This window comes from Nocardiopsis tropica, assembly GCF_042660575.1.
GTDB lineage: Bacteria > Actinomycetota > Actinomycetes > Streptosporangiales > Streptosporangiaceae > Nocardiopsis > Nocardiopsis tropica.
Genome location: NZ_JBHSUF010000006.1, coordinates 148,240 through 168,043 on the forward strand (window position 1 = coordinate 148,240; position 19,804 = coordinate 168,043).

At 75.2% G+C, this 19,804-nt stretch carries 18 protein-coding genes; 10 read left to right on the top strand and 8 right to left on the bottom strand.

Going from position 1 to position 19,804, the window contains the following annotated elements:
• The first annotated feature begins 21 nt into the window (after window positions 1–21).
• From ACFQBR_RS11615 to ACFQBR_RS11655, 9 genes are all read left to right on the top strand, one after another.
• Complete coding sequence (locus ACFQBR_RS11615) at window positions 22–765, top strand: SDR family oxidoreductase (protein WP_267948754.1); 744 nt, start codon at window positions 22–24, stop codon at window positions 763–765.
• The gene (locus tag ACFQBR_RS11620; RefSeq protein WP_344186942.1) at window positions 762–1,286 is read left to right on the top strand and encodes a nuclear transport factor 2 family protein; all 525 of its coding nucleotides are present in this window, start codon (window positions 762–764) and stop codon (window positions 1,284–1,286) included. Before ACFQBR_RS11615 ends, ACFQBR_RS11620 begins: the two co-directional genes overlap by 4 nt.
• Window positions 1,287–1,628: 342 nt before the next feature.
• Window positions 1,629–2,342 carry a response regulator gene (locus ACFQBR_RS11625; RefSeq protein WP_344186286.1) on the top strand — a complete coding sequence of 238 codons (714 nt, stop codon included), beginning with the start codon at window positions 1,629–1,631 and terminating at the stop codon, window positions 2,340–2,342.
• 54 nt (window positions 2,343–2,396) lie between these two features.
• Window positions 2,397–2,801: a twin-arginine translocase TatA/TatE family subunit gene (locus tag ACFQBR_RS11630; protein ID WP_352983430.1), complete on the top strand. Its 405-nt coding sequence runs from the start codon at window positions 2,397–2,399 to the stop codon at window positions 2,799–2,801.
• Window positions 2,802–2,977: 176 nt separating this feature from the next.
• Window positions 2,978–3,148, top strand: coding sequence for a hypothetical protein (locus tag ACFQBR_RS11635; protein WP_267948751.1), 171 nt, complete (start codon window positions 2,978–2,980; stop codon window positions 3,146–3,148).
• A 371-nt stretch (window positions 3,149–3,519) separates the two neighbouring features.
• The gene (locus ACFQBR_RS11640) at window positions 3,520–5,223 is read left to right on the top strand and encodes an ABC-F family ATP-binding cassette domain-containing protein (RefSeq protein WP_344186288.1); all 1,704 of its coding nucleotides are present in this window, start codon (window positions 3,520–3,522) and stop codon (window positions 5,221–5,223) included.
• Between the two features lie 10 nt (window positions 5,224–5,233).
• Entirely contained in the window at window positions 5,234–5,596 is a 363-nt protein-coding gene (locus ACFQBR_RS11645) for a UBP-type zinc finger domain-containing protein (protein WP_344186289.1), read from the top strand.
• Window positions 5,597–5,798: 202 nt separating this feature from the next.
• The gene (locus tag ACFQBR_RS11650) at window positions 5,799–9,173 is read left to right on the top strand and encodes a pyruvate carboxylase (protein ID WP_267948748.1); all 3,375 of its coding nucleotides are present in this window, start codon (window positions 5,799–5,801) and stop codon (window positions 9,171–9,173) included.
• Between the two features lie 186 nt (window positions 9,174–9,359).
• The gene (locus ACFQBR_RS11655; RefSeq protein WP_352983435.1) at window positions 9,360–10,205 is read left to right on the top strand and encodes an NAD-dependent protein deacetylase; all 846 of its coding nucleotides are present in this window, start codon (window positions 9,360–9,362) and stop codon (window positions 10,203–10,205) included.
• Window positions 10,206–10,315: 110 nt separating this feature from the next.
• Here ACFQBR_RS11655 and ACFQBR_RS11660 read toward each other — a convergent pair whose 3' ends face one another.
• The 5 genes from ACFQBR_RS11660 to ACFQBR_RS11680 all read right to left on the bottom strand — a co-directional run bounded on the left by ACFQBR_RS11660 (window position 10,316) and on the right by ACFQBR_RS11680 (window position 14,117).
• Complete coding sequence (locus ACFQBR_RS11660; RefSeq protein ID WP_344185470.1) at window positions 10,316–11,308, bottom strand: alpha/beta fold hydrolase; 993 nt, start codon at window positions 11,306–11,308, stop codon at window positions 10,316–10,318.
• A gap of 109 nt (window positions 11,309–11,417) precedes the next feature.
• Complete coding sequence (locus ACFQBR_RS11665; RefSeq protein WP_344185471.1) at window positions 11,418–11,999, bottom strand: PadR family transcriptional regulator; 582 nt, start codon at window positions 11,997–11,999, stop codon at window positions 11,418–11,420.
• A gap of 122 nt (window positions 12,000–12,121) precedes the next feature.
• The gene (locus tag ACFQBR_RS11670) at window positions 12,122–12,499 is read right to left on the bottom strand and encodes a hypothetical protein (RefSeq protein WP_344185472.1); all 378 of its coding nucleotides are present in this window, start codon (window positions 12,497–12,499) and stop codon (window positions 12,122–12,124) included.
• A complete protein-coding gene (locus ACFQBR_RS11675; RefSeq protein ID WP_344185473.1) occupies window positions 12,496–13,527 on the bottom strand; it encodes a serine hydrolase domain-containing protein in 1,032 nt (343 codons plus the stop codon). The genes ACFQBR_RS11670 and ACFQBR_RS11675 overlap by 4 nt, the downstream gene beginning before the upstream one ends.
• A 56-nt stretch (window positions 13,528–13,583) precedes the next feature.
• Window positions 13,584–14,117, bottom strand: coding sequence for an ArsR/SmtB family transcription factor (locus tag ACFQBR_RS11680; protein ID WP_344185480.1), 534 nt, complete (start codon window positions 14,115–14,117; stop codon window positions 13,584–13,586).
• A gap of 256 nt (window positions 14,118–14,373) precedes the next feature.
• Between ACFQBR_RS11680 and ACFQBR_RS11685 the strand changes: the two genes are divergently transcribed.
• Window positions 14,374–14,883, top strand: a complete 510-nt coding sequence (locus ACFQBR_RS11685) for a DUF7144 family membrane protein (RefSeq protein WP_344185475.1) — start codon at window positions 14,374–14,376, stop codon at window positions 14,881–14,883.
• A gap of 202 nt (window positions 14,884–15,085) precedes the next feature.
• Here the strand turns inward: ACFQBR_RS11685 and ACFQBR_RS11690 are convergent, their stop codons facing one another.
• From ACFQBR_RS11690 to ACFQBR_RS11700, 3 genes are all read right to left on the bottom strand, one after another.
• Window positions 15,086–16,906 carry an AMP-dependent synthetase/ligase gene (locus ACFQBR_RS11690; RefSeq protein WP_344185476.1) on the bottom strand — a complete coding sequence of 607 codons (1,821 nt, stop codon included), beginning with the start codon at window positions 16,904–16,906 and terminating at the stop codon, window positions 15,086–15,088.
• A gap of 268 nt (window positions 16,907–17,174) precedes the next feature.
• Window positions 17,175–17,621, bottom strand: a complete 447-nt coding sequence (locus tag ACFQBR_RS11695) for a carboxymuconolactone decarboxylase family protein (protein ID WP_267948740.1) — start codon at window positions 17,619–17,621, stop codon at window positions 17,175–17,177.
• A gap of 587 nt (window positions 17,622–18,208) precedes the next feature.
• Window positions 18,209–19,702 carry an FAD-dependent monooxygenase gene (locus tag ACFQBR_RS11700; protein ID WP_344185477.1) on the bottom strand — a complete coding sequence of 498 codons (1,494 nt, stop codon included), beginning with the start codon at window positions 19,700–19,702 and terminating at the stop codon, window positions 18,209–18,211.
• Between the last annotated feature and the right edge of the window lie 102 nt (window positions 19,703–19,804).

Consider the following 19,804-nt stretch of genomic DNA (forward strand, 5'->3'; position numbering starts at 1 on the left):
CCCGAGAGAGGGCACACCCGTATGAACGACGCCACGCCTGTCCCCAAGAGTGTTCTGATCACCGGCGCGAGCAGCGGCATCGGCGAGGCGACCGCGCGGCGCCTCGCGGCCGACGGCCACCGCGTCTTCCTGGGCGCCCGGCGCACCGACCGCCTCACCCGCCTGGTGGACGAGCTGGCGGAGGGCGGCGCGACCGCCGCGTGCCGGCGCCTCGACGTGACCGACGCGGGCTCGGTGGACGCCTTCGTCGCCGCGGCGCGGGACGCCTTCGGCCGGGTCGACGTCCTCGTCAACAATGCCGGGGTGATGCCGCTCTCCCCGCTGTCGGCCGGCCTCACCGACGAGTGGGAGCGGATGGTCGACGTGAACGTGCGGGGCGTGCTGCACGGCATCGGCGCCGCGCTGCCGGTGATGCGGGCGCAGGGCTCCGGGCACGTGGTGAACGTGGCGTCCGTGGGCGCGTACGAGGTGTCCCCGACCGCGGCCGTCTACTGCGCGAGCAAGTTCGCCGTGCGGGCCCTGACGGAGGGGCTGCGCCAGGAGTCCGGTGGGGCGGTGCGGGTCACGCTCGTCTCGCCCGGTGTGACCGAGTCCGAGCTGGCCGACGGCATCACCGACCCCGAGGCCCGGGAGGCGATGCGGACCTACCGCGCGGTGGCCCTGCCCGCGGCGGCGGTCGCGGACGCCATCGCCTACGCGGTGTCCGCCGCACCCGGCGTCGACGTCAACGAGATCGTGCTGCGCCCGGTCGGGAGCGCGCAGTGAGCCCGGCGCGGGACGACGGGCGGACCGGTCCCGCGGACGTGTCCGGTCTGGTGAGGCGCCTCGGCCTCCTAGAGGACCGCCTGCGCGCCCTGGAGGACCTCGCGGTCGAGGAGTCCCTGCGCGAGCTGCTGGTGCGGGGCTGGCGCGCCCTCGACGCGCGGGACTGGGACGCCTGGATCGCCTGCTGGGCGGAGGACGCGGTCCTGGAGTTCGGACCGTGGGAGGCGGTGCGCGGCCGGGAGGAGATCCTGCGCACGGTGCGGGACGCGGAGGAGCCGTACGCGCACATGCAGCACCACCTGCTGAACACGGCGTTCGAGGTGGCGGGCGACCGGGCGACGGGGATCGGCTACATGTGGTTCGTGGCGGTCGGCGAAGAGCCGGACCCGGGCGGGCCGTTCCAGATGGGCGGGCCCTACGACTGGGACTTCGTGCGGACGGACGCGGGGTGGCTGGTGGCGCGGCAGCGGCTCGGGGTGTGGTGGCGGGCCGGGGAGGACCCGGTGGGCGGACTGTCCTGAACGCGCCCGCGGGTCGGGGCCGGGCCGCCCCGGCCCCGCCCCGGATCCGGCCCGGGGCGGCGCCCCCGGCGCGGGGCCGGCGCACTGCCATGACCGTGCCCCGGCGGCGCGGGCCGCAGCGCCCCCGAGCCCGCGAACGTCAGGAAGGCGTCAGGATCCCGGCCCGGACCCGCATGGAAACCGTTAGGACCCGCCCCCGCGCCCCCGGGATCCCCTTCGATGGTTCCGGCGGACCGGACGCGCCGGACGCGCCGGGCGCCGGCCCCTCCCCCTCGGCTCCGGCGGGGACCGCCGGACGCGGGCCCGGCCCCGGCGGCGGGGACCCGGAACGGAAGGGGGAGGATGGAGCGGATCCCAGGGGTCCTGGTGGTCGACGACGACCTCACCGTCCGGAGGACGCTCGGCATGAACCTCCGCGCGCGGGGGTACACGCCCCTCTACGCGGCGACCGGGGAGCAGGCGCTGGCCCTGGCCGCTGAACACCGCCCCGACGCGGTCCTCCTCGACCTGTGCCTGCCGTCTCTGGGCGGGTTGGGCGTCCTGCGGAGCCTGCGTGTGTGGAGCGAGGCCCCCGTCCTGGTGGTGTCGGGCGACGACGCGCCCGCGACCAAGGTGGAGGCACTGGACGCGGGCGCGGACGACTACGTCACCAAGCCCTTCTCCATGGGCGAGCTCTTCGCCCGCCTGCGCTCGGTCATGCGGCGGCGGGCGGCGCCGCACCCGCCCCCTCCCCCGCTCGTCACCGCGGACTTCACCATCGACTTCCGGGCCGAGCGCGTCACCCGGCAGGGGCGGCCCGTGCCCCTGACGCCCCGGCAGTGGCGCATCGTCGAGGTGCTGGCGGCCGAGCCCGGCACCCTGGTCGCGCGGGACAGGCTGCTGCGTGAGGTGTGGGGGCCCGGGTACGGTACCGAACACCACTACCTGCGCGTGTTCATGTCCCACATCAGGAGGCGGCTGGAACCGGATCCGCGACGGCCACGCTACTTCGTCACCGAGACGGGGTCGGGGTTCCGCTTCCTGCCGGGCGAACCGCCCGGCAGGGACCGGCGGTGAACCCGGGGCCGCCCGCCCCGGGCACGTGATCCCCACGAGGAAAGGAACGACGACATGGGTATCGGCGCACGCGAGATCATGATCCTGCTGGTGATCGCGCTGCTGCTGTTCGGCGCGAGCAGGCTGCCCGCGCTGGCGCGGTCGCTCGGGCGCAGCGCGCGGATCCTCAAGGCCGAGGCCAAGGGGCTCAGCGACGAGGACGACCGCCCCGACGGGGAGGCGGCGGCTCCGCCCGACCCCCGGGCCGGACACGAGCAGGGGCAGCCGTCGGCGGAGCGGACCGGGCACGTCCCTCCCCACACCCCCTCCCCGGGGTACGACCGGCCCGAGCCGCACGACCCCGGTCAGCACCCGTACCACCAGGCGCGGCCTGTCCCCCGGGCCTCCCTGGAGGGGCCGGCGCACCGCCCCGAGGACGGGGAGGAGTCCCCGCAGGAGCGGCCCGCCACCGACCGCTGATCCGCGGCCGCCCCCGGCTCCGCGCGGACCGCGGGGCCGGGGGGCCGGGGGCGGCGCGCAACCGCGACGGCACGGCGCACCCGCGTCGGCAGCGGCTCCGCGCCCGTGGTTGCCGCCTCGGCACGCGGGTAGACGGGTAGCGCCCGGGAACACACCCACCATCCCTCGGAGGCCCCGTGTTCGCCACAGCCGCCGCGGTCCTGTTCGGACTCGCCCTGCTCCTCGAACTCCTCGGGACGGGCATCCAGGACCTCGTCACCACGAGAACCCTCGCCCTCGCCGGCCTGCTGTGCCTCGCACTGCACGTGGCGGGCTACGGCTCCGGCTGGGGGCGCCGCCGCCGGTGACCCCGCCGGGCCGCCGGGCCACCGGTCCGGCGGCCCCGCCCCGGTGTCCGCCGGACCCGCGCACACGCCACGGGGAAACACGGTTTACTCCGGGGCGGTCCATCCCCTAAAGTGGCCCACGTCCTGTTGTCGACGACAGAGGTGGACGTTGCGCATCTGAGGTTCGCGATCACCACGCGGTACGGCCCGGCCCGTACACCGGTCACACCCCGACTGGCTTCCACGCCGTCCGTGACCCCGCGTGCTTGCGACCTCGGCGCAGGACGTCCCCGATGCTCCCGGGACACCTCCCGTCTCCTCAGACGCGGCCGCCGCGTGGTGCTCGCCCACGAAGCCACCCCTTCACAGCGCTTGCGACCGCGAGGAACACCATGCCGAGTACGCCTGCCACCGGCGTCTCCCTGACCTGCTCCGCCCTCTCCTTCCGTTGGGCGGACGGCACACCCGTCTTCGACGGGCTCTCACTCTCCGTCGGCCGGGGCCGCACCGGCCTCGTCGGGGCCAACGGCGCCGGCAAGTCCACCCTGCTGCGGCTGCTCGCCGGCCGGCTGAGTCCGGCCGGGGGCTCGGTGTCCGCCGGCGGCAGCCTGGCCTACCTTCCGCAGGACATCACCCTGGACACGTCGCTGCGCGTCGACCAGGCCCTCGGCATCGCCGAGCGGCGCGCCGCCCTGCACGCCATCGAGGCCGGGGACGCGGACGAGGCGCACTTCGACGCGGTCGGCGACGACTGGGACGTCGAGGAGCGGACCCTGGCCACCCTGGGCTCGCTCGGCCTGGGACACGTCGAGCTGGACCGCACCGTGGGGCAGATGTCCGGCGGGGAGACCGTCCTGCTGCGCCTGGCCGCCCTGCTGCTGGAGCGCCCCGACATCCTCCTCCTGGACGAGCCCACCAACAACCTCGACGTGTTCGCCCGCCGCAGGCTGTACGAGGCCGTCGACGACTGGCGCTCCGGGGTGCTGGTCGTGGTGAGCCACGACCGGGAGCTGCTGGAGCGCGTGGACCGCGTCGCCGAGCTGCGGGCGGGCTCGGTCACCTGGTACGGGGGCAACCTTTCCGCGTACGAGGAGGCGCTGGCCACCCAGCAGGAGGCGGCGGAGCGGACCCTGCGGGCCGCCGACGCGGACGTGCGCAGGCAGAAGCGCGAGCTGGAGGAGACCCGGATGAAACTGGCCCGCCGCCAGCGCAACAGCAAGCGCCTGGACGACCGGGGCGGCATCCCCAAGATCATCGCGGGAGGTCTCAAGAGGTCCGCGCAGGAGTCCGCGGGCAAGCTGCGCGGCGTGCACGAGGAGCGCCTCGACGAGGCGCGCGAGCGGCGGGAGGAGGCGGCGGACGCGGTCCGCGACGACGCGGAGATCAGGGTGGACCTCCCGCACACCGCCGTGCCCGGGAGCCGCGTGGTCCTGCGGGCACGGGGGCTGTCCCTGCCGTACGGGAGCCTGCGGGAGGGGGACCTGGAGCTGCGCGGCCCCGAGCGCGTCGCGCTGATCGGACGCAACGGGGCGGGGAAGACCACGCTGCTGCGCACGCTCTCCGGCCTGCTGGAGCCCTCCTCCGGCGAGGCCGAGGCGTTCGTGCCCCTGCGGTTCCTGCCGCAGCGCCTGGACGTGCTCGACGAGGAGCTGAGCGTGGTGGAGAACGTGTCGCGCCTGGCGCCGGGGGTCACCGACCAGCACATCCGGTCCCAGCTCGCGCGGTTCCTGTTCAAGGGCAAGCGCGCCGAGCAGCCCGCGGGCACCCTCTCGGGAGGGGAGCGCTTCCGCGCCGCCCTCGCCGCGACGATGCTCGCCGCGCCCGCCCCGCAGCTGGTCATGCTGGACGAGCCGACCAACAACCTCGACATGGCCAGCGTGCGGCAGCTCTCGGGAGCGCTCGAATCCTACGAGGGCGCGCTCGTGGTCGCCAGCCACAACCTGCCGTTCCTGGAGTCGATCGGCATCACCCGCTGGCTGCTCCTGGACGAGGAGCTGCGGGAGACCACCGCCGAGGGGGTGCGCGGGGCACTGGCCGCGGAGGAGCGGACCCGGCCGGTCAGCGGGTCGCGTTCGGATCCGGGCTCCGGTGAGTAGCGTGGTCGCCATGAGCAACGGAGAGAGCGCTGTTCCCGAGATCGACCCGTCCGTCCCGCCGAGCGGGACCGGCTGCCAGGAGTGCCTCGAGGGCGGGGGGTGGTGGGTGCACCTGCGCCGGTGCGCCGCCTGCGGGCACGTCGGCTGCTGCGACTCCTCGCCCGGGCGGCACGCCACGCGCCACCACGAGGGCACCGGGCACCCGATCATCCAGAGCTTCGAGCCGGGCGAGGACTGGTTCTTCGACTTCCGGGGGCAGCAGATGGCGATCGGCCCGGAGCTGGCCCCGCCGAGCAGCCACCCGTCGGACCAGCCCGTTCCCGGACCGGAGGGGCGGGTCCCGCCCGACTGGACGGAGCGCGTCAACCCCTGAGGCCGGGGCGGGCGGGCCCCGGCCGCCGCACCGGCGGGCGCCGGCTGGGTGGCCCGCCGGCCCCGCGAAGGGCGCACCCCAGGTGGCGGCCGGGCCCCGCCGTGTGGCTAGGGTGCCCGTGATCCACCCTCCCGTGGGCCCCGGCAACGGCGCCGGACCATGCGCCCCGGCATCACACCTGAAAGATCAGGAGGAACCCGGCATGTTCCGCAAAGTGCTCGTGGCCAACCGGGGCGAGATCGCCATCCGCGCCCTCCGCGCCGGATACGAACTCGGCGCCCGCACCGTCGCCGTCTTCCCCCACGAGGACCGCAACTCGCTCCACCGGCTCAAGGCCGACGAGGCCTACCAGATCGGCGAGCCCGGCCACCCGGTCCGCGCCTACCTCTCCGTGGACGAGATCGTCCGCGCCGCCCGTGAGGCCGGGGCGGACGCCGTCTACCCCGGCTACGGCTTCCTGTCCGAGAACCCCGAGCTCGCCCGCTCCTGCGAGAGGGCCGGGATCACCTTCGTCGGTCCCCCCGCCGACGTACTGGACCTGACCGGCAACAAGGCGAGCGCCGTGGCCGCGGCGAGGGCCGCGGGCGTCCCCGTCCTGGAGTCCAGCGAACCGTCCTCCGACGTGGACGAACTCGTGGCCGCCGCCGAGGGGATCGGCTTCCCGCTGTTCGTCAAGGCCGTCGCGGGCGGCGGCGGGCGCGGCATGCGCCGCGTCCCGGACGCCGGGCGGCTGCGCGAGTCGGTCGAGGCCGCGATGCGCGAGGCCACCACCGCGTTCGGGGACGCCACGGTGTTCCTGGAGAGGGCCGTGGTGAACCCCCGCCACATCGAGGTGCAGATCCTCGCCGACGGCAGCGGCGGCGTCGTCCACCTCTACGAGCGCGACTGCTCGCTCCAGCGGCGCCACCAGAAGGTCATCGAGCTCGCCCCCGCGCCCAACCTCGACCCCGGCCTGCGGGACCGCATCTGCGCCGACGCCGTGCGCTTCGCCCGGGAGATCGGCTACCGCAACGCGGGCACGGTCGAGTTCCTGGTCGGCGAGGACGGCAGCCACGTCTTCATCGAGATGAACCCGCGCATCCAGGTCGAGCACACGGTGACGGAGGAGGTTACCGACGTCGACCTGGTCCAGGCCCAGCTGAGGATCGCCTCCGGCGAGACCCTGGACGACCTCGGCATCGCCCAGGAGACCGTCTACCTGCGCGGCGCCGCGCTCCAGTGCCGCATCACCACCGAGGACCCGGCCAACGGCTTCCGCCCCGACACGGGCATCATCAGCGCCTACCGCTCCCCCGGCGGCTCGGGCATCCGCCTGGACGGCGGCACCTCGGCCGCGGGAACCGAGATCAGCCCCCACTTCGACTCCCTGCTGGTCAAGCTGACCTGCCGCGGCCGAGACCTGGCCACGGCGGTGAGCCGGGCCAGGAGGGCCGTGGCCGAGTTCCGCATCCGCGGCATCGCCACCAACATCCCCTTCCTCCAGGCGGTGCTGGAGGACCCCGACTTCCAGGCCGGGAGGGCCACCACCTCCTTCATCGAGGAGCGGCCGCAGCTGCTGACCGCCCGGCCCTCCGCCGACCGCGGCACCCGGCTGCTCACCTACCTGGCCGACGTGACCGTGAACAAGCCGCACGGGGAGCGCCCGCACCTGGTGGACCCGGCCACGAAGCTGCCGGCGCTGCCCGCCGGCTCCCCGCCCCCGGGGACGCGCCAGCGCCTGGCCGAGCTGGGACCGGAGGGGTTCTCGCGCTGGCTGCGCGACTCGCCGCGCCTGGGGGTCACCGACACGACGTTCCGAGACGCCCACCAGTCCCTGCTGGCCACCCGGGTCCGCACCAGGGACCTGCTCGCGGTGGCGCCCGCGGTCGCGCACACCATGCCCGAACTGCTGTCCCTGGAGGCCTGGGGCGGCGCCACCTACGACGTGGCCCTGCGCTTCCTGGCCGAGGACCCCTGGGAGCGGCTGGCCGCGCTCCGCGAGGCCGTGCCCAACATCTGCCTCCAGATGCTGCTGCGCGGGCGCAACACCGTGGGCTACACCCCCTACCCGACCGAGGTGACCGACGCCTTCGTCAGGGAGGCCGCCGCCACGGGCGTGGACATCTTCCGCATCTTCGACGCCCTCAACGACGTCGAGCAGATGCGCCCGGCCATCGAGGCGGTACGCGCGACCGGCACCGGGGTCGCGGAGGTGGCGCTGTGCTACACCTCCGACCTGTCCGACCCCTCGGAGAAGCTGTACACGCTGGACTACTACCTGAGGCTCGCCGAGCGGATCGTCGCCGCGGGCGCGCACGTGATCGCGGTCAAGGACATGGCCGGGCTGCTGCGCGCCCCGGCCGCGGCGCGGCTGGTCTCGGCCCTGCGCCGTGAGTTCGAGCTGCCGGTGCACGTCCACACGCACGACACGACGGGCGGCCAGCTGGCCACCTACCTCGCGGCGGTCGACGCGGGCGCGGACGCCGTGGACGGGGCCGTGTCGTCGATGGCGGGCACGACCTCGCAGCCGTCGCTGTCGGCCGTCGTGGCCGCCTTCGACCACACCGGGCGCGCCACCGGCCTGAGCCTGGACGCGGTCAACGAGATGGAGCCGTACTGGGAGGCCGTGCGCCGGGTCTACGCGCCCTTCGAGGCCGGGCTGACCTCGCCGACGGGGCGGGTCTACCACCACGAGATCCCGGGCGGCCAGCTGTCCAACCTGCGCACCCAGGCGGTCGCGCTGGGGCTGGGCGACCACTTCGAGGACGTGGAGGCGATGTACGCCGCCGCCGACCGGATGCTCGGCCACCTCGTGAAGGTCACGCCCTCCTCCAAGGTGGTGGGCGACCTGGCCCTGCACCTGGTCGGCGCCGGGGTGGACCCGGCCGACTTCGAGGCCGATCCGGGCAGGTTCGACGTGCCGGACTCGGTGGTCGGGTTCCTGCGCGGTGAGCTGGGCGTCCCGCCCGGCGGCTGGCCCGAGCCCTTCCGCACGCGGGCCCTGGCCGGCCGCGCGGAGGCGCGCCCCGTGGCGGAGCTGACCGAGGAGGACAGGGCCGGTCTGGCCGAGAACACCCGGGCGACGCTCAACCGGCTGCTGTTCCCCGGCCCGACCAGGGAGTTCGAGGAGCACCGCGACGCCTACGGCGACACCAGCGTGCTGTCCAGCGCGGACTTCTTCTACGGCCTGCGCGCCGGGGAGGAGCACTCGGTCGACCTGTCACCGGGCGTGCGGCTCCTGATCGAGCTGGAGGCCCTGGGCGAGGCCGACGAGCGCGGGGTGCGCACGGTGATGGCGACCCTCAACGACCAGTTGCGGCCGCTCCAGATCCGGGACCGGGCGCTGGCGTCGAAGGTGCGCACGGCGGAGAAGGCGAACAGGTCCGACGCGGGGCACGTCGCCGCTCCCTTCGCGGGCGTGGTCACGCTGGCCGTCGCCGAGGGCGACGAGGTCGAGGCCGGTGCGACGGTGGCCACCATCGAGGCGATGAAGATGGAGGCCTCGATCACCGCGCCGAAGGCGGGGACCGTGTCCCGTCTGGCGATCGACACCGTGGCCCGGGTGGAGGGCGGCGACCTGCTGGTCTGCCTCGCCTGACACCGTCCGCCGGGCCGCCCGCACGGCGGCCCGGCGCCGGGGGCCGGGGGCCTCCGAGGCCGCACGGGTCCCCGCCGCCCGGACCGGGGCGAAGGGGTTCGGTACGGCGCCCGCGGGGGACGCGCGGGCGGCCGGAGCCGGTCGGCCGGTCGGGGTCCGCTCCGGCCGGCCGCGTACCCTCGAAGCGTGACGACAACACTCGATTCCGTCGACCCCGGGGTCGCGGCGGCCCGGATGCGCGAGGTCCTGGGCCCGGGCCCGGTGGTCGCGCTGACCGGGGCGGGTGTCTCCACGGACTCCGGGATCCCCGACTACCGTGGCCCCGGTTCCCCGCCGCGCAAGCCGATGACGTACCAGCAGTTCGTCGGCGACGCCGCGTTCCGCCGCCACTACTGGGCCCGCAACCACGTCGGCTGGCGCCACGTGCACCGCACCCGGCCCAACGACGGGCACCGGGCGCTGGCCGACCTGGAGGCGGCGGGCGCGGTGTCCGCCGTCATCACGCAGAACGTGGACACCCTGCACGAGGCGGCGGGCAGCCGGAGGGTGGTCGACCTGCACGGCCGCTACGACCGGGTGGTCTGCCTGGGCTGCTCCGAGGTCGTCAGCCGGGCGAGCCTGGCCGAGCGCCTCTCGGCCCTGAACCCCGGCTTCGCGGACGGCGTCGCCGACGTCGAGGTGGCGCCGGACGCGGACGCGGTGCTCGCGTCCACCGAGGGGTTCCGGGTGGCCGACTGCGGGGCCTGCGGGGGCATGCTCAAGCCGGACATCGTGTACTTCGGCGAGAACGTGCCCAAGCCGCGTGTGATGGAGGGCTACCGACTCGTGGACGACGCGTCGGCCCTGCTGGTGGCGGGTTCGTCGCTGACGGTCTTCTCGGGGCGCAGGTACGTCAAGCGCGCCGTCGAGCAGGGCAAGCCGGTGGTGATCCTGAACAGGGGGGAGACCCGTGCGGACGGCGTGGCCGCGCTCACGGTGGACGCGGGCTGCTCCCAGGTCCTGCGCTCCCTCGCCGGCGCCTACACCGCCTGACCCGCCCCCGGGGCCGGGACGGCGCCCGCCGCCGTGGCGTGCCGCCCCGGAGCCGCCGGGCGCCGCGCCCTCGCCGCCCCGGCCGCTCCTTCGGGCCGGGAGGGCGCCGGCTACTCCGACCCGCCCTCCGCCTCGACGTGGGCGAGGAAGTCCAGGAGGGCCGCGTTGACCTCGTCCGGCCGCTCCTGCTGCGTCCAGTGGCCGCAGCCGGGCAGGGTGACGTCCGCGTGCAGCCGGGGGGCGATCAGGGGCAGGACCTCCCGCAGCTCCGGGATCCCCCGCATGACGGTCACCAGGTCCATGTCCCCCACCATGTAGAGCGCGGGGACGTCGATGCCGCGCCCCTGGAAGGGGGCCATGAGCTCCTGGTTGCGCTCGGTGTTGCGGTACCAGTCGAGCCCGCCGGTGAAGGCCCGGGCCCCGTGCGCCGCGTGGTCGCGGGCGAAGACCGCCACGTCCTCCTCGGTGAGCCAGGAGGGCAGCTCGTCCGCCGGCGGCAGGGCGTCCAGGAGCGTCCCGCCCTCCGGGGCCATCCACAGGCGGGGCTCGTCCGTCTCGGGGTTGTCGCCGGAGGCGCCGACCAGGATGCGGCGCATGAACGAGGCGATATCGGCGGCCAGTTCGGCGTCGGCGCGCCCGGGCTCCTGGAAGTAGACCTGGTAGAAGCCCTCCCCGTACATGTGGCGGTTGGCCGAGGGCGTGGGCATCATCGCGGGCGGGAACGGCGGGACGCTCAGTCCCGCGACGCCGCGGACGAGGTCGGGCCGCATCATGGCGGTGGCCCAGGCCACGGGGGCGCCCCAGTCGTGTCCGACGAGGACGGCCTCCTTCTCGCCGAGCGCGGCGATCAGGCCGACGACGTCGCCGACCAGGTGCGGCAGCGTGTAGGCGGCGACGTCCTCGGGCCGGTCGCTGCGGGCGTAGCCGCGCTGGTCGGGGGCGACCACCCGGTACCCGGCCCCGACGAGCGGGTCGAACTGGTGGCGCCAGGAGTACCAGGTCTCGGGGAAGCCGTGCAGGAGCAGCACGAGCGGGCCGCTCCCCTGCTCGGCGACGTGCAGCCGTATCCCGTTGACCTCGATGTCCCTGTGTTCGACGTTCATCGTGTGCTCCTCGGTGCCGTGGGCAACAGTGCTGGACACGCTATCCCAGGCGCAGCAGGCCTTCCCGGCCCCCTGAGGGGGGCGGGAGGCGGTGCCGTGGGCCGCGGGGTCAGCCCGTGGCGGGGCTCCCGTCCACGGCGGCGGCCCGGCGGTCGAGGAGGGCCAGCACCCTCTCCCCCCAGCGGATGTTCTCCTCCTCCAGGGAGATCCCGCCCAGGAGGGTGAGGTAGGGGCCGATCCGCTCGGCGCGGGCGACGTGCTCGTCCTCGGTGCGCCCGTCGAGGAGTCGCAGGCGCAGGCGTTCGTAGCGGGCCAGCTTGCCGCGCGCCCACGCGACCCGCTCGGCGACGGAGGCGCGGACGGCGTCCGCGTCGCCCGCGTCCACCGCTTGGAGCTGGACGAGGAGTTCGTCGCGCATCGCGGCGGGGCGGGGACTGCGCTCCGTGTACTCGCGCAGTGCCCGGTACCCGGCGGCGGTCAGGGAGAAGACCCGCTTGTCGGGGCGCCTCTCCTGGCGGACGACGACGGCGTCGATCAGCCCGTCCGCCTCCATCCGGTCCAGCTCGCGGTAGAGCTGCTGGGGGGTGGCCATCCAGAAGTTGGCCACGGAGGCGTCGAAGTTCTTCGCCAGGTCGTATCCGGACGCCGCGCCGTCCAGCAGCGCGGCCATCACAGCGTTGCGCAGTGCCATCCGGGCAGCATAGCCCTTCGATGGTCAACGACGCGTGTAGACAACTCGTTGTCCTGCGCGGGCGGCCCCGGCAGGTCGTGGACCGGCCTGTCCACACCGCGGTCCGGCGCTCACGCCCCGGCTCACACGAGCACCACGAGGGCGAGCCCGAGCACGAGGAGGACCGCGCCGCCGGCCGCGGAGGCCCTGCGCGTGCCGGCCGCCCCGTCCTCGCCGTGCCGGGGCAGCTCCGGCCAGCGGAGCGCCGCGCCGGACAGCGCCGCCGCCACCGGGAGGACCACCAGCCACCACAGGGCCCCGGGCAGGTGGCCCCACTGCACGAAGACGAGGAGCAGGAGGGCCGTCGCGGCGAGGTGGAGCGCACGGGACAGGGCGTCCCAGCGGTCCGCGAAGCGGAGGCGGCCCCTGCCGCGCCAGCCGCGGAGCGCGATCAGTGCGGCGTCCAGCGCGAGCCAGGCGACGAGGGCGACACCGACGACCACGGGGAGCCAGGCGGTCACGCGTCCTCCAGGAGCAGGGTGATGCCGATGTCGTCCACCGGCAGGGAGGAATCGGCCAGGACGACGACCGCCCGGCCTCCCTCCCGGTCCAGGGCGAACATCGAGGAGAACCCGCCGGTGCCTCCGTTGTGCCAGGTCACCGCGGTTCCGTCGTGGTCGTCGATCCACCAGCCGAGGCCGACCTCGCCGCCGTCCCCCGCGTCCCAGCGCGGTTCCATGGCGTCGGCGCCGGGGGCGGCCCCCTCCAGCAGGGCGCGGGCCAGGAGCTCCATGTCCCCGGGGGTGGACCGCACACCGCCCATCGGGGCGTAGGCGTGGGAGGTCCACGGATCGGCGGTGCGCCCCCGGGCTCCGTGTCCGACGGACGCGTCCTCGGGGAGGCCGTCCGGGGTGACGGGCAGCGTGGTCGCGTCCATGCCCACCGGCTCGAGGAGCCGCTCCCGCAGCAGGGTGCGGTAGTCGGTCCCCGCGGCCTCGGCCACGGCCTGGCCGAGGACGGCCGCACCCATGTTGGAGTAGGCGACCTCGCCGCGGCCCTCCGTCCCGGCCGCGGCGACCTGGGCGACGAGCGCGGCCCGGTCGGCCCGGTAGGGATCGCTCCCCCGGTAGGCCGCGACGGCCGTGCCGACGCTCTCGGCGAGGCCCGTGGGGAGGCGGGGCAGGCCGGAGCGGTGGCTCGCCAGCTCCGCGAGGGTGACCGACGCGGCGGGCGCGTCCCCCAGGTCGAGGATCGCGCCGAGTTCGGTGTCCTCGGCGACCTCGCCCCTCTCCACGGCGTCGGCCAGGAGAAGGGCGGTCATGCCCTTGGTCACCGAGCCGATCTCGTAGACGGTGCCGCCGTCGGCGCCGAAGTGGGCGACGCGGGTCCGGTCTCCGTCGACCACCACGACGCTGGCGCGCTCGCGCGCGTCCGCGGCCAGCAGGGGGCGGGCCCGGTCGAGCAGGCCGGGGTCCCCCGCCTCCCGGTCCGACAGGGACGGGACCTGCGGGCGCGCGGCGAATCCGAGCAGCAGGACCAGGACGGCCACGGCGCAGGCGGCCGCGACGCCGGGCCCGCGCCCGGCCGCGCCCCCTCCCGCGGCGTTCAGGAGGCACCGCCCGCGGCGGTGAGGACGGCCAGCAGGGGGACGACCCGCTCCGGGGGGACGATGTAGTGCCCGCGCCGGACGGTGGTGAGCCACCCGGCCGCCACGAGCAGGTTGACGTGGTGGTAGATCTGGCCGGTGGTGCCGAATCCGGAGAGCTCGGCCAGGCCGGCCACGGTCCCCGTGCCCTCCCAGACCGCGTGCAGCAGGTGGAGCCGGACGGGGTGGCCCAGGGCGTCGAGGACGGCGGCCGCGCGGGACCAGTCGGCCCCGGCCAGCCGGTCCACGGGCAGGCCCTGCTGCCACTCGATCGCGTCCTCGCCGTCCCCGTCCCGGACGATGCCGGCGAAGACCACGGCCCCCCGCCCCGCGGCGTGCCCCCGGAGCGCCTCCAGGGCGAAGAACGCTCCCCCGGGCGCTCCTTCCGCGCCCCCGCCTCCCCCGGGCGGCGCGGGCGCCGCCTCGGCCCGGCCCTCCAGTTCGGCGACCCGGGCCTCCAGGTCGGCCAGACGCTGCTCGGTCGTTCGGTCCACCACGCCCCCAGGTAATTCGAAATTCCGTAACTACGTAAAAACCATCTTACCCCCGTACGGAACGCGTCCGGCCCCACCCCTCGGCGACACGGGAGATTTGCCCTATCGGGTACGAACAGTGAGATACCGATGACCGGCAGGGGCTGATCATGGAGGGGCGGCGCGCGACCCGCGCACACGCCAGGGACACCCGAGGGGCCGCCCCTGCCCGGACCGGCACCACCCCGGGCGCCCGGGCGGCCGGTGAGGAGCCGACATGCGGACAGAGGCAGCCAACGGCTGGCAGTTCTTCGTCGCCACACTCTTGATCGTCATAGGGGCGGTCAACATCATCCAGGGGATGGTGGCGCTGTTCTCCCCCGACTTCTACATCGCCACGGGCACGGACATGCTCTTCCTCGAGTACGGGTCCTGGGGCGTCCTGCTCGGGCTGTGGGGCGTTGTCATGGTCGCCGCAGGCGTCGCCGTGCTGTCCGGCCGCACCTGGGCGCGGGTGTTCGGCATCGTCCTCGCCTCCCTGAACGCCCTCGCGCAGCTGGCCTTCGTGGTGGCCATGCCCCTGTGGTCGATGGTGGCCATCGCCGTGGACATCCTGGTGATCTACGGGCTGACCGCGGGCTGGCCGACCCGGGCGGGGGACGCGTCCGCGCAGTCCGACGAGGCCGTCTACCGCAGCGGCTACCGGGCGTCCCACGAGGCGCCGCGCCCGACGCGTTCGCCGGAGCAGCGCACCGGCGGGCAGCAGACCACGGGCCAGGGCTCCTGACCTCGGCCGCGACCGCTCCCGTTCCGCGGACGGGGGCGGTTCCGCGCGTCCGCGCCCGCTGCCGGAGGAGGCGGGCACACGCTCCCGGGCGCGACCCCCGGGGAGCGGTCCCCCTCGGCCGCCCTCGGAGCAGTCGGCCTCGGGCCGGCGGCCCCCGTCCCCCGCCCCGGGAGGGCGCGCGGCCCGGGGCGCGCCCGCCGGCTCAGTCCCCGTACAGCGCCGCCAGCGCGTCACCGTACCTCTCCCGGACGACCCGCCGCCGGAGCTTGAGCGACGGCGTCAGCTCACCGGTGTCCGGCCCCCACTCCTCGGCGAGCGACCGGTGGGCCTTGACCTGCTCGGCCCGGTTGAGCCGCCTGTTGGCCGCCTCGACCGCGCGCCCCAGCTCCGCCGCCACCTCCGGGTGGGCGGCCAGCGCCTCCCAGTCCCCGCCGGTGTCGATGCCCCGCGCCTCGGCCCACACCGGAGCCGTCTCGCGGTCCAGCACGAGCAGCGCCACGAGGTAGGGCCGCCGGTCGCCGTGGGCGTACGCCTGGCCGATCAGCGGGTGCTCCTTCAGCGTGTTCTCCACGAGGGCCGGCGAGATGTTCTTGCCGTTGGAGGTGACGATCAGCTCCTTCTTGCGGTCGGTGATCCACAGGTAGCCGTCCTCGTCCAGGCGCCCCACGTCGCCGGTGGCGAACCACCCGTCGGCGTCGGCGGCGGGCAGGATCCGCCCGTCCGGCCCCAGGTAGCCGCCGAACACCGACTCCCCCCGCAGCAGGATCTCGCCGTCGTCGGCGAGGCGCAGCTCCACACTGTCGATGGGGCGGCCCACCGAACCCGGCCGGAACCCCGAGGAGGGGGCGTTGGCCGTGGCCACGCCCACGGACTCGGTCAGCCCCCAGGCGTCCATGACCAGGATCCCCAGGCCCGCCCAGAACCGCACGACGTCCATCGGCATGGGCGCCGACGCGCTCGACGCCCAGGCGACCCGGTCCAGGCCGACCCCGGCCAGCAGGGGCCGGAAGACCTGTGCCCTGGCCTCGTCGAAGCGCTCCTGGAGTTCGGCGGGCACCCGACCGCCCCGCTCCCGCACCTCCGCGTGCTCGGTGGCGACGGCCATCGCCGCCTCCACCGCGGCGCGCCCCTCCGCCGGCAGTCGGGCGATCCCCGCCCGCAGGGCCGACGCCAGCTTCTCCCACACCCGCGGGACGCCGAAGAACTGGGGCGGGCGCACCTCCCGGAGGACGCCCACCACATCCCCCGGGTCCGGGCACATCCACACGTGGGAGGCGCGCAGCACCGGGAGGTAGATGCCGAGGACCCGCTCGGCGATGTGGGCCAGCGGGAGGTAGCAGATGTGGTCGGGGAACTCCGGCAGGTCCACGACCGCGTCCAGGGCGGCGGCGTTGGCGAGCATGCCGCTGTGGGTGATCGCCACGCCCTTCGGGTCCCCGGTCGTCCCCGACGTGTAGAGGACTGTGAGCAGGTCGTCGGGGGCCAGGTCCCGCCACCGGCCGAACGCGGCGCCGGCCGGGGCTCCGAGCAGGTCCCCGTAGGGGGTGTGGCCGCGCCCGGTGTCGGCCCCCTCGACCACGACCAGGGTCGCCAGGGGCGTGTCGGGGTCGGCGACCAGGTGCTCCCAGGCGGCCGCGGTCGCGGCGCTCTCGACCACCGCGAGCCGGGCCCGGCTGTGCCGGACGATGTGGGCCACCTGTTCCGGCGCGGCGGTGTTGTAGACGGAGGTGGGGACGGCGCCCGCGTGGACCACGGCGAGGTCGCAGAGCCAGTGCTCCGGCCGGTTGCCCATCATCAGCAGGACGTGGTCGCCGGGTTCGACGCCGTGGGCGGCGAAGCCCTCGGTGAGCTCGCCGACCCGGTCGCGGACCTGGGACCAGGTGAGCGTGGACCACCCGGGGGATCCGGCCGGGGCTCCGGTTCCGGTTCCGCGCCAGGACAGCGCGGGCGCTTCGGGGTGCTCGGCCGCGGTGCGCGCGAGCAGGCTCGGAAGGGTTCGGTCGGTGGGGACAGTGGGGGGCATGCGTGCTCCTGGCGGTCGTCCTGGCACTGTGACCTGAAACACGCCGGACTTTATCATTTCCCCTGCCGCGCGGATATTCTCCTTCGCCCTTTGTTTTTCCGATAACAGCGCGGACGAAAAGGCCGTTCCGTCCCGGGCGACACGGCCGGGAGTGCGGGAAATGCGCAGGTGGAAGCGGAGCGAGAGGGGGTGCGGGCGCGGTCCGGGCCCTTCCGCGGAAGGGCCCGGACCGCGCGGCCGGGGCCCTCGGCCCGTGCCCTCCGCCCGGTCAGTTCGCGGGCGGGTGCAGGTGGCTGGTGACCGCGAGCCGGTTGTACAGGTTGATCATCGCGATCGCGGACATGAGCGCGGCCAGCTGCTGGTCGTCGAAGTGCTCGGCGGCGGCGTCGTAGGTCTCGTCGGACACCCCGTGCTCGCCCAGGCGGGTCATCTCGTCGGTGAGCGCGAGGGCGGCCCGCTCCGCGTCGGTGAAGACGGCCCCCGCCTCGTACCAGGCGGAGACGAGGAACAGCCGCCGCTGGGTCTCCCCCTGCTTGAGGGCGACCCGGGTGTGCAGGTCGACGCAGAAGGAGCAGCCGTTGATCACCGAGGAGCGCAGCTTCACCAGCTCCAGGAGGCTTCCCTCCAGGTGGCCGGCGATGACCTTGTCGATCTCGTCCAGCTTGCTGTAGACCTCCGGGAGCTTCTTCGCCCAGATCACACGCGTCCTGGCCACGGGGGACCGCCTTCCTCGTCGGTCGCCCCTCCCCGGACGGGGCGGGGCGTCACGGGTGCACTGGGGTCAAAGCTACCAACGCCCCCGGCGGCGGAGCGGCCCCGGACCGTTTTCTGCCCCTGTTCGCCCTTGGCGGGAAAAATGTCCTCTGATATCGGAGGTCGCCTTTTTACGGTTCCTCCTTTCGTGGCCGGAGTCGCTACTTTTCTTGGCGTTCACAGGCGCCCGGGAAGTGAGGCCGTACCGACGAATTCTCCGGGCGACGCGGCCTCCCCGGCCCCGGCGGTCCGGAGCGGCCCGTGGCCGGGCCCCGCTGTCCGCCGCGGCGACGGCGGGCGCACCCGGGTCGTTCTCCGGGACGGCCCTGCCGGGGTCGAAGGGCACGCGGCCGTCGCCGTGCGCGTTCGCGGCCCGCTACGGCCTGTCGGCGGCGGTGTCGGCGGCGGTGTCGGCGGCGGTGTCGGCGCCCCTGGCCGGGGCAGGGGGCCGGAACCGCTCCGGTGGGCGTACGCGGTGGCGACGACCGGCCCGGTGGCGGGCCGGGGCGTCGCGTTCCGGCGTCCGCCGGCCCGGGTCCGGCCGCCGACTCAGGGCCGCGGCCCGCCCGCCTCCGCTCCGGCCCACTGCCGGAGCACGGTCCGCTCCTCCTCCGCGTCGGGGTGCGCGTCGTCCCACGCGGCGTAGCCGTCGGGGCGCACCAGGAGGACCTGCGCCCCGCCGGGCAGGTCGCCCCGGACCCGCAGGATCCGGACCCGGTCCGCCCAGGGCAGGGCCGCCTCGGCCGCGGCGCCGTCGGGGGAGGCGTCGAGCAGGGTGAAGCGGACGCCGTCCATCAGCTCGTACAGCCGCGCGGGCCGGTCCCCGACGGTGAGCGGCAGGTCGTCCACGCGCGTGCCCGTGGTGTCGGAGACGGTGAGGCCGTCGGGGAGCTCGTAGGAGTGGCCGAGCCCCGCGAGCCGCAGGCGGACCCTGTCCGCGAACGCGTGGACGCCGGCCAGCGCCGGAACCACCCGGGAGCGCACCGCGCGCACGGGCGCCGGGGCGACGGCCGCGCGCAGGATCATGTCGCTGAGGCGGAGGGTGGCGCGGCCGGCCCGGTGGCGCTCGGCCTCGTAGGAGTCGAGGAGCCAGGCGGGGGCCCACCCCTTCTCGACGGCCGCGAGCTTCCAGGAGAGGTTGGCCGCGTCCTGGAGGCCGGTGCTCGTGCCCATGGCGCCCATGGGCGAGTGGACGTGCGCGGCGTCCCCGGCGAGCAGGACCCTGCCGACGCGGTAGTCCCTCGCCTGTCGGCGTTCGCTGAGGAGGCGCGCCGACCAGCGCACCTCCGCGACGTCCAGGACACCGCCGGAGAGTCTCCGGAGGGACTCGGCGACCTCCTCCGCGTCGACCGGTCCGCCCGGCGGGGCGTCCTGGCGGGCGCGGTCCCAGACGGTGGCGCGGTACCAGCCGTCGCCGTAGGGCGGGAGGAGGGCGACGCCGTCGGGTCCGACGAACGGGTTGACCGCCGGCGGCAGTTCCCGCCTGAGCCGGACGTCGGCGAGCAGGATGCGCGTGTCGTAGCCGTGGCCGCTGAACCGCACCCCCAGGAGTTCCCGGACGGTGCTGTGCGCGCCGTCCGTTCCGACGACGCGGTCGGCCCGTTCGGTGCGCTCGCCGTCGGCGGTGCGGACGGTGAGGTCGACGCCGTCCCCGTCCTGGGCGAGCCCGGTGACCTCGGCGCCCCGGACCACGGGCACGCCGAGCCGTTCGGCCCGCTGCCGGAGGAGGGCCTCGGTACGGCCCTGCCGGACCACGAGGACGAACGGGAAGCGGCTCTCGGGGTGGCGCATGTCGAGGGTGAGGCCGCGGCCGTCGCCGAAGGCGACGCGCACCTCGGGGACGGGGAAGCCCTGGGCGACGAGGGTGTCGGCGAGCCCCCGCACGTCGAGCAGTTCGAGGGCGCGGGCGTGGACGGCGAACCCGCGGGTCGGGCCGGTCTCCCGGGCGCGCTTCTCCAGGACCCGGACGTCGATCCCGGCCTCGGCCAGGTCTCCGGCGAGCATGAGGCCGGTGGGCCCCGCTCCGACGATGGTGACGCTCATGGCTGTGCTCCTCGGGGGGCGCGGCGGCTGGTACGCCTCTTCCGGTACTCTGGGTACCGGAACTCCGAGTACCGATACTACGAGTACCTCTACTGCTGTCAA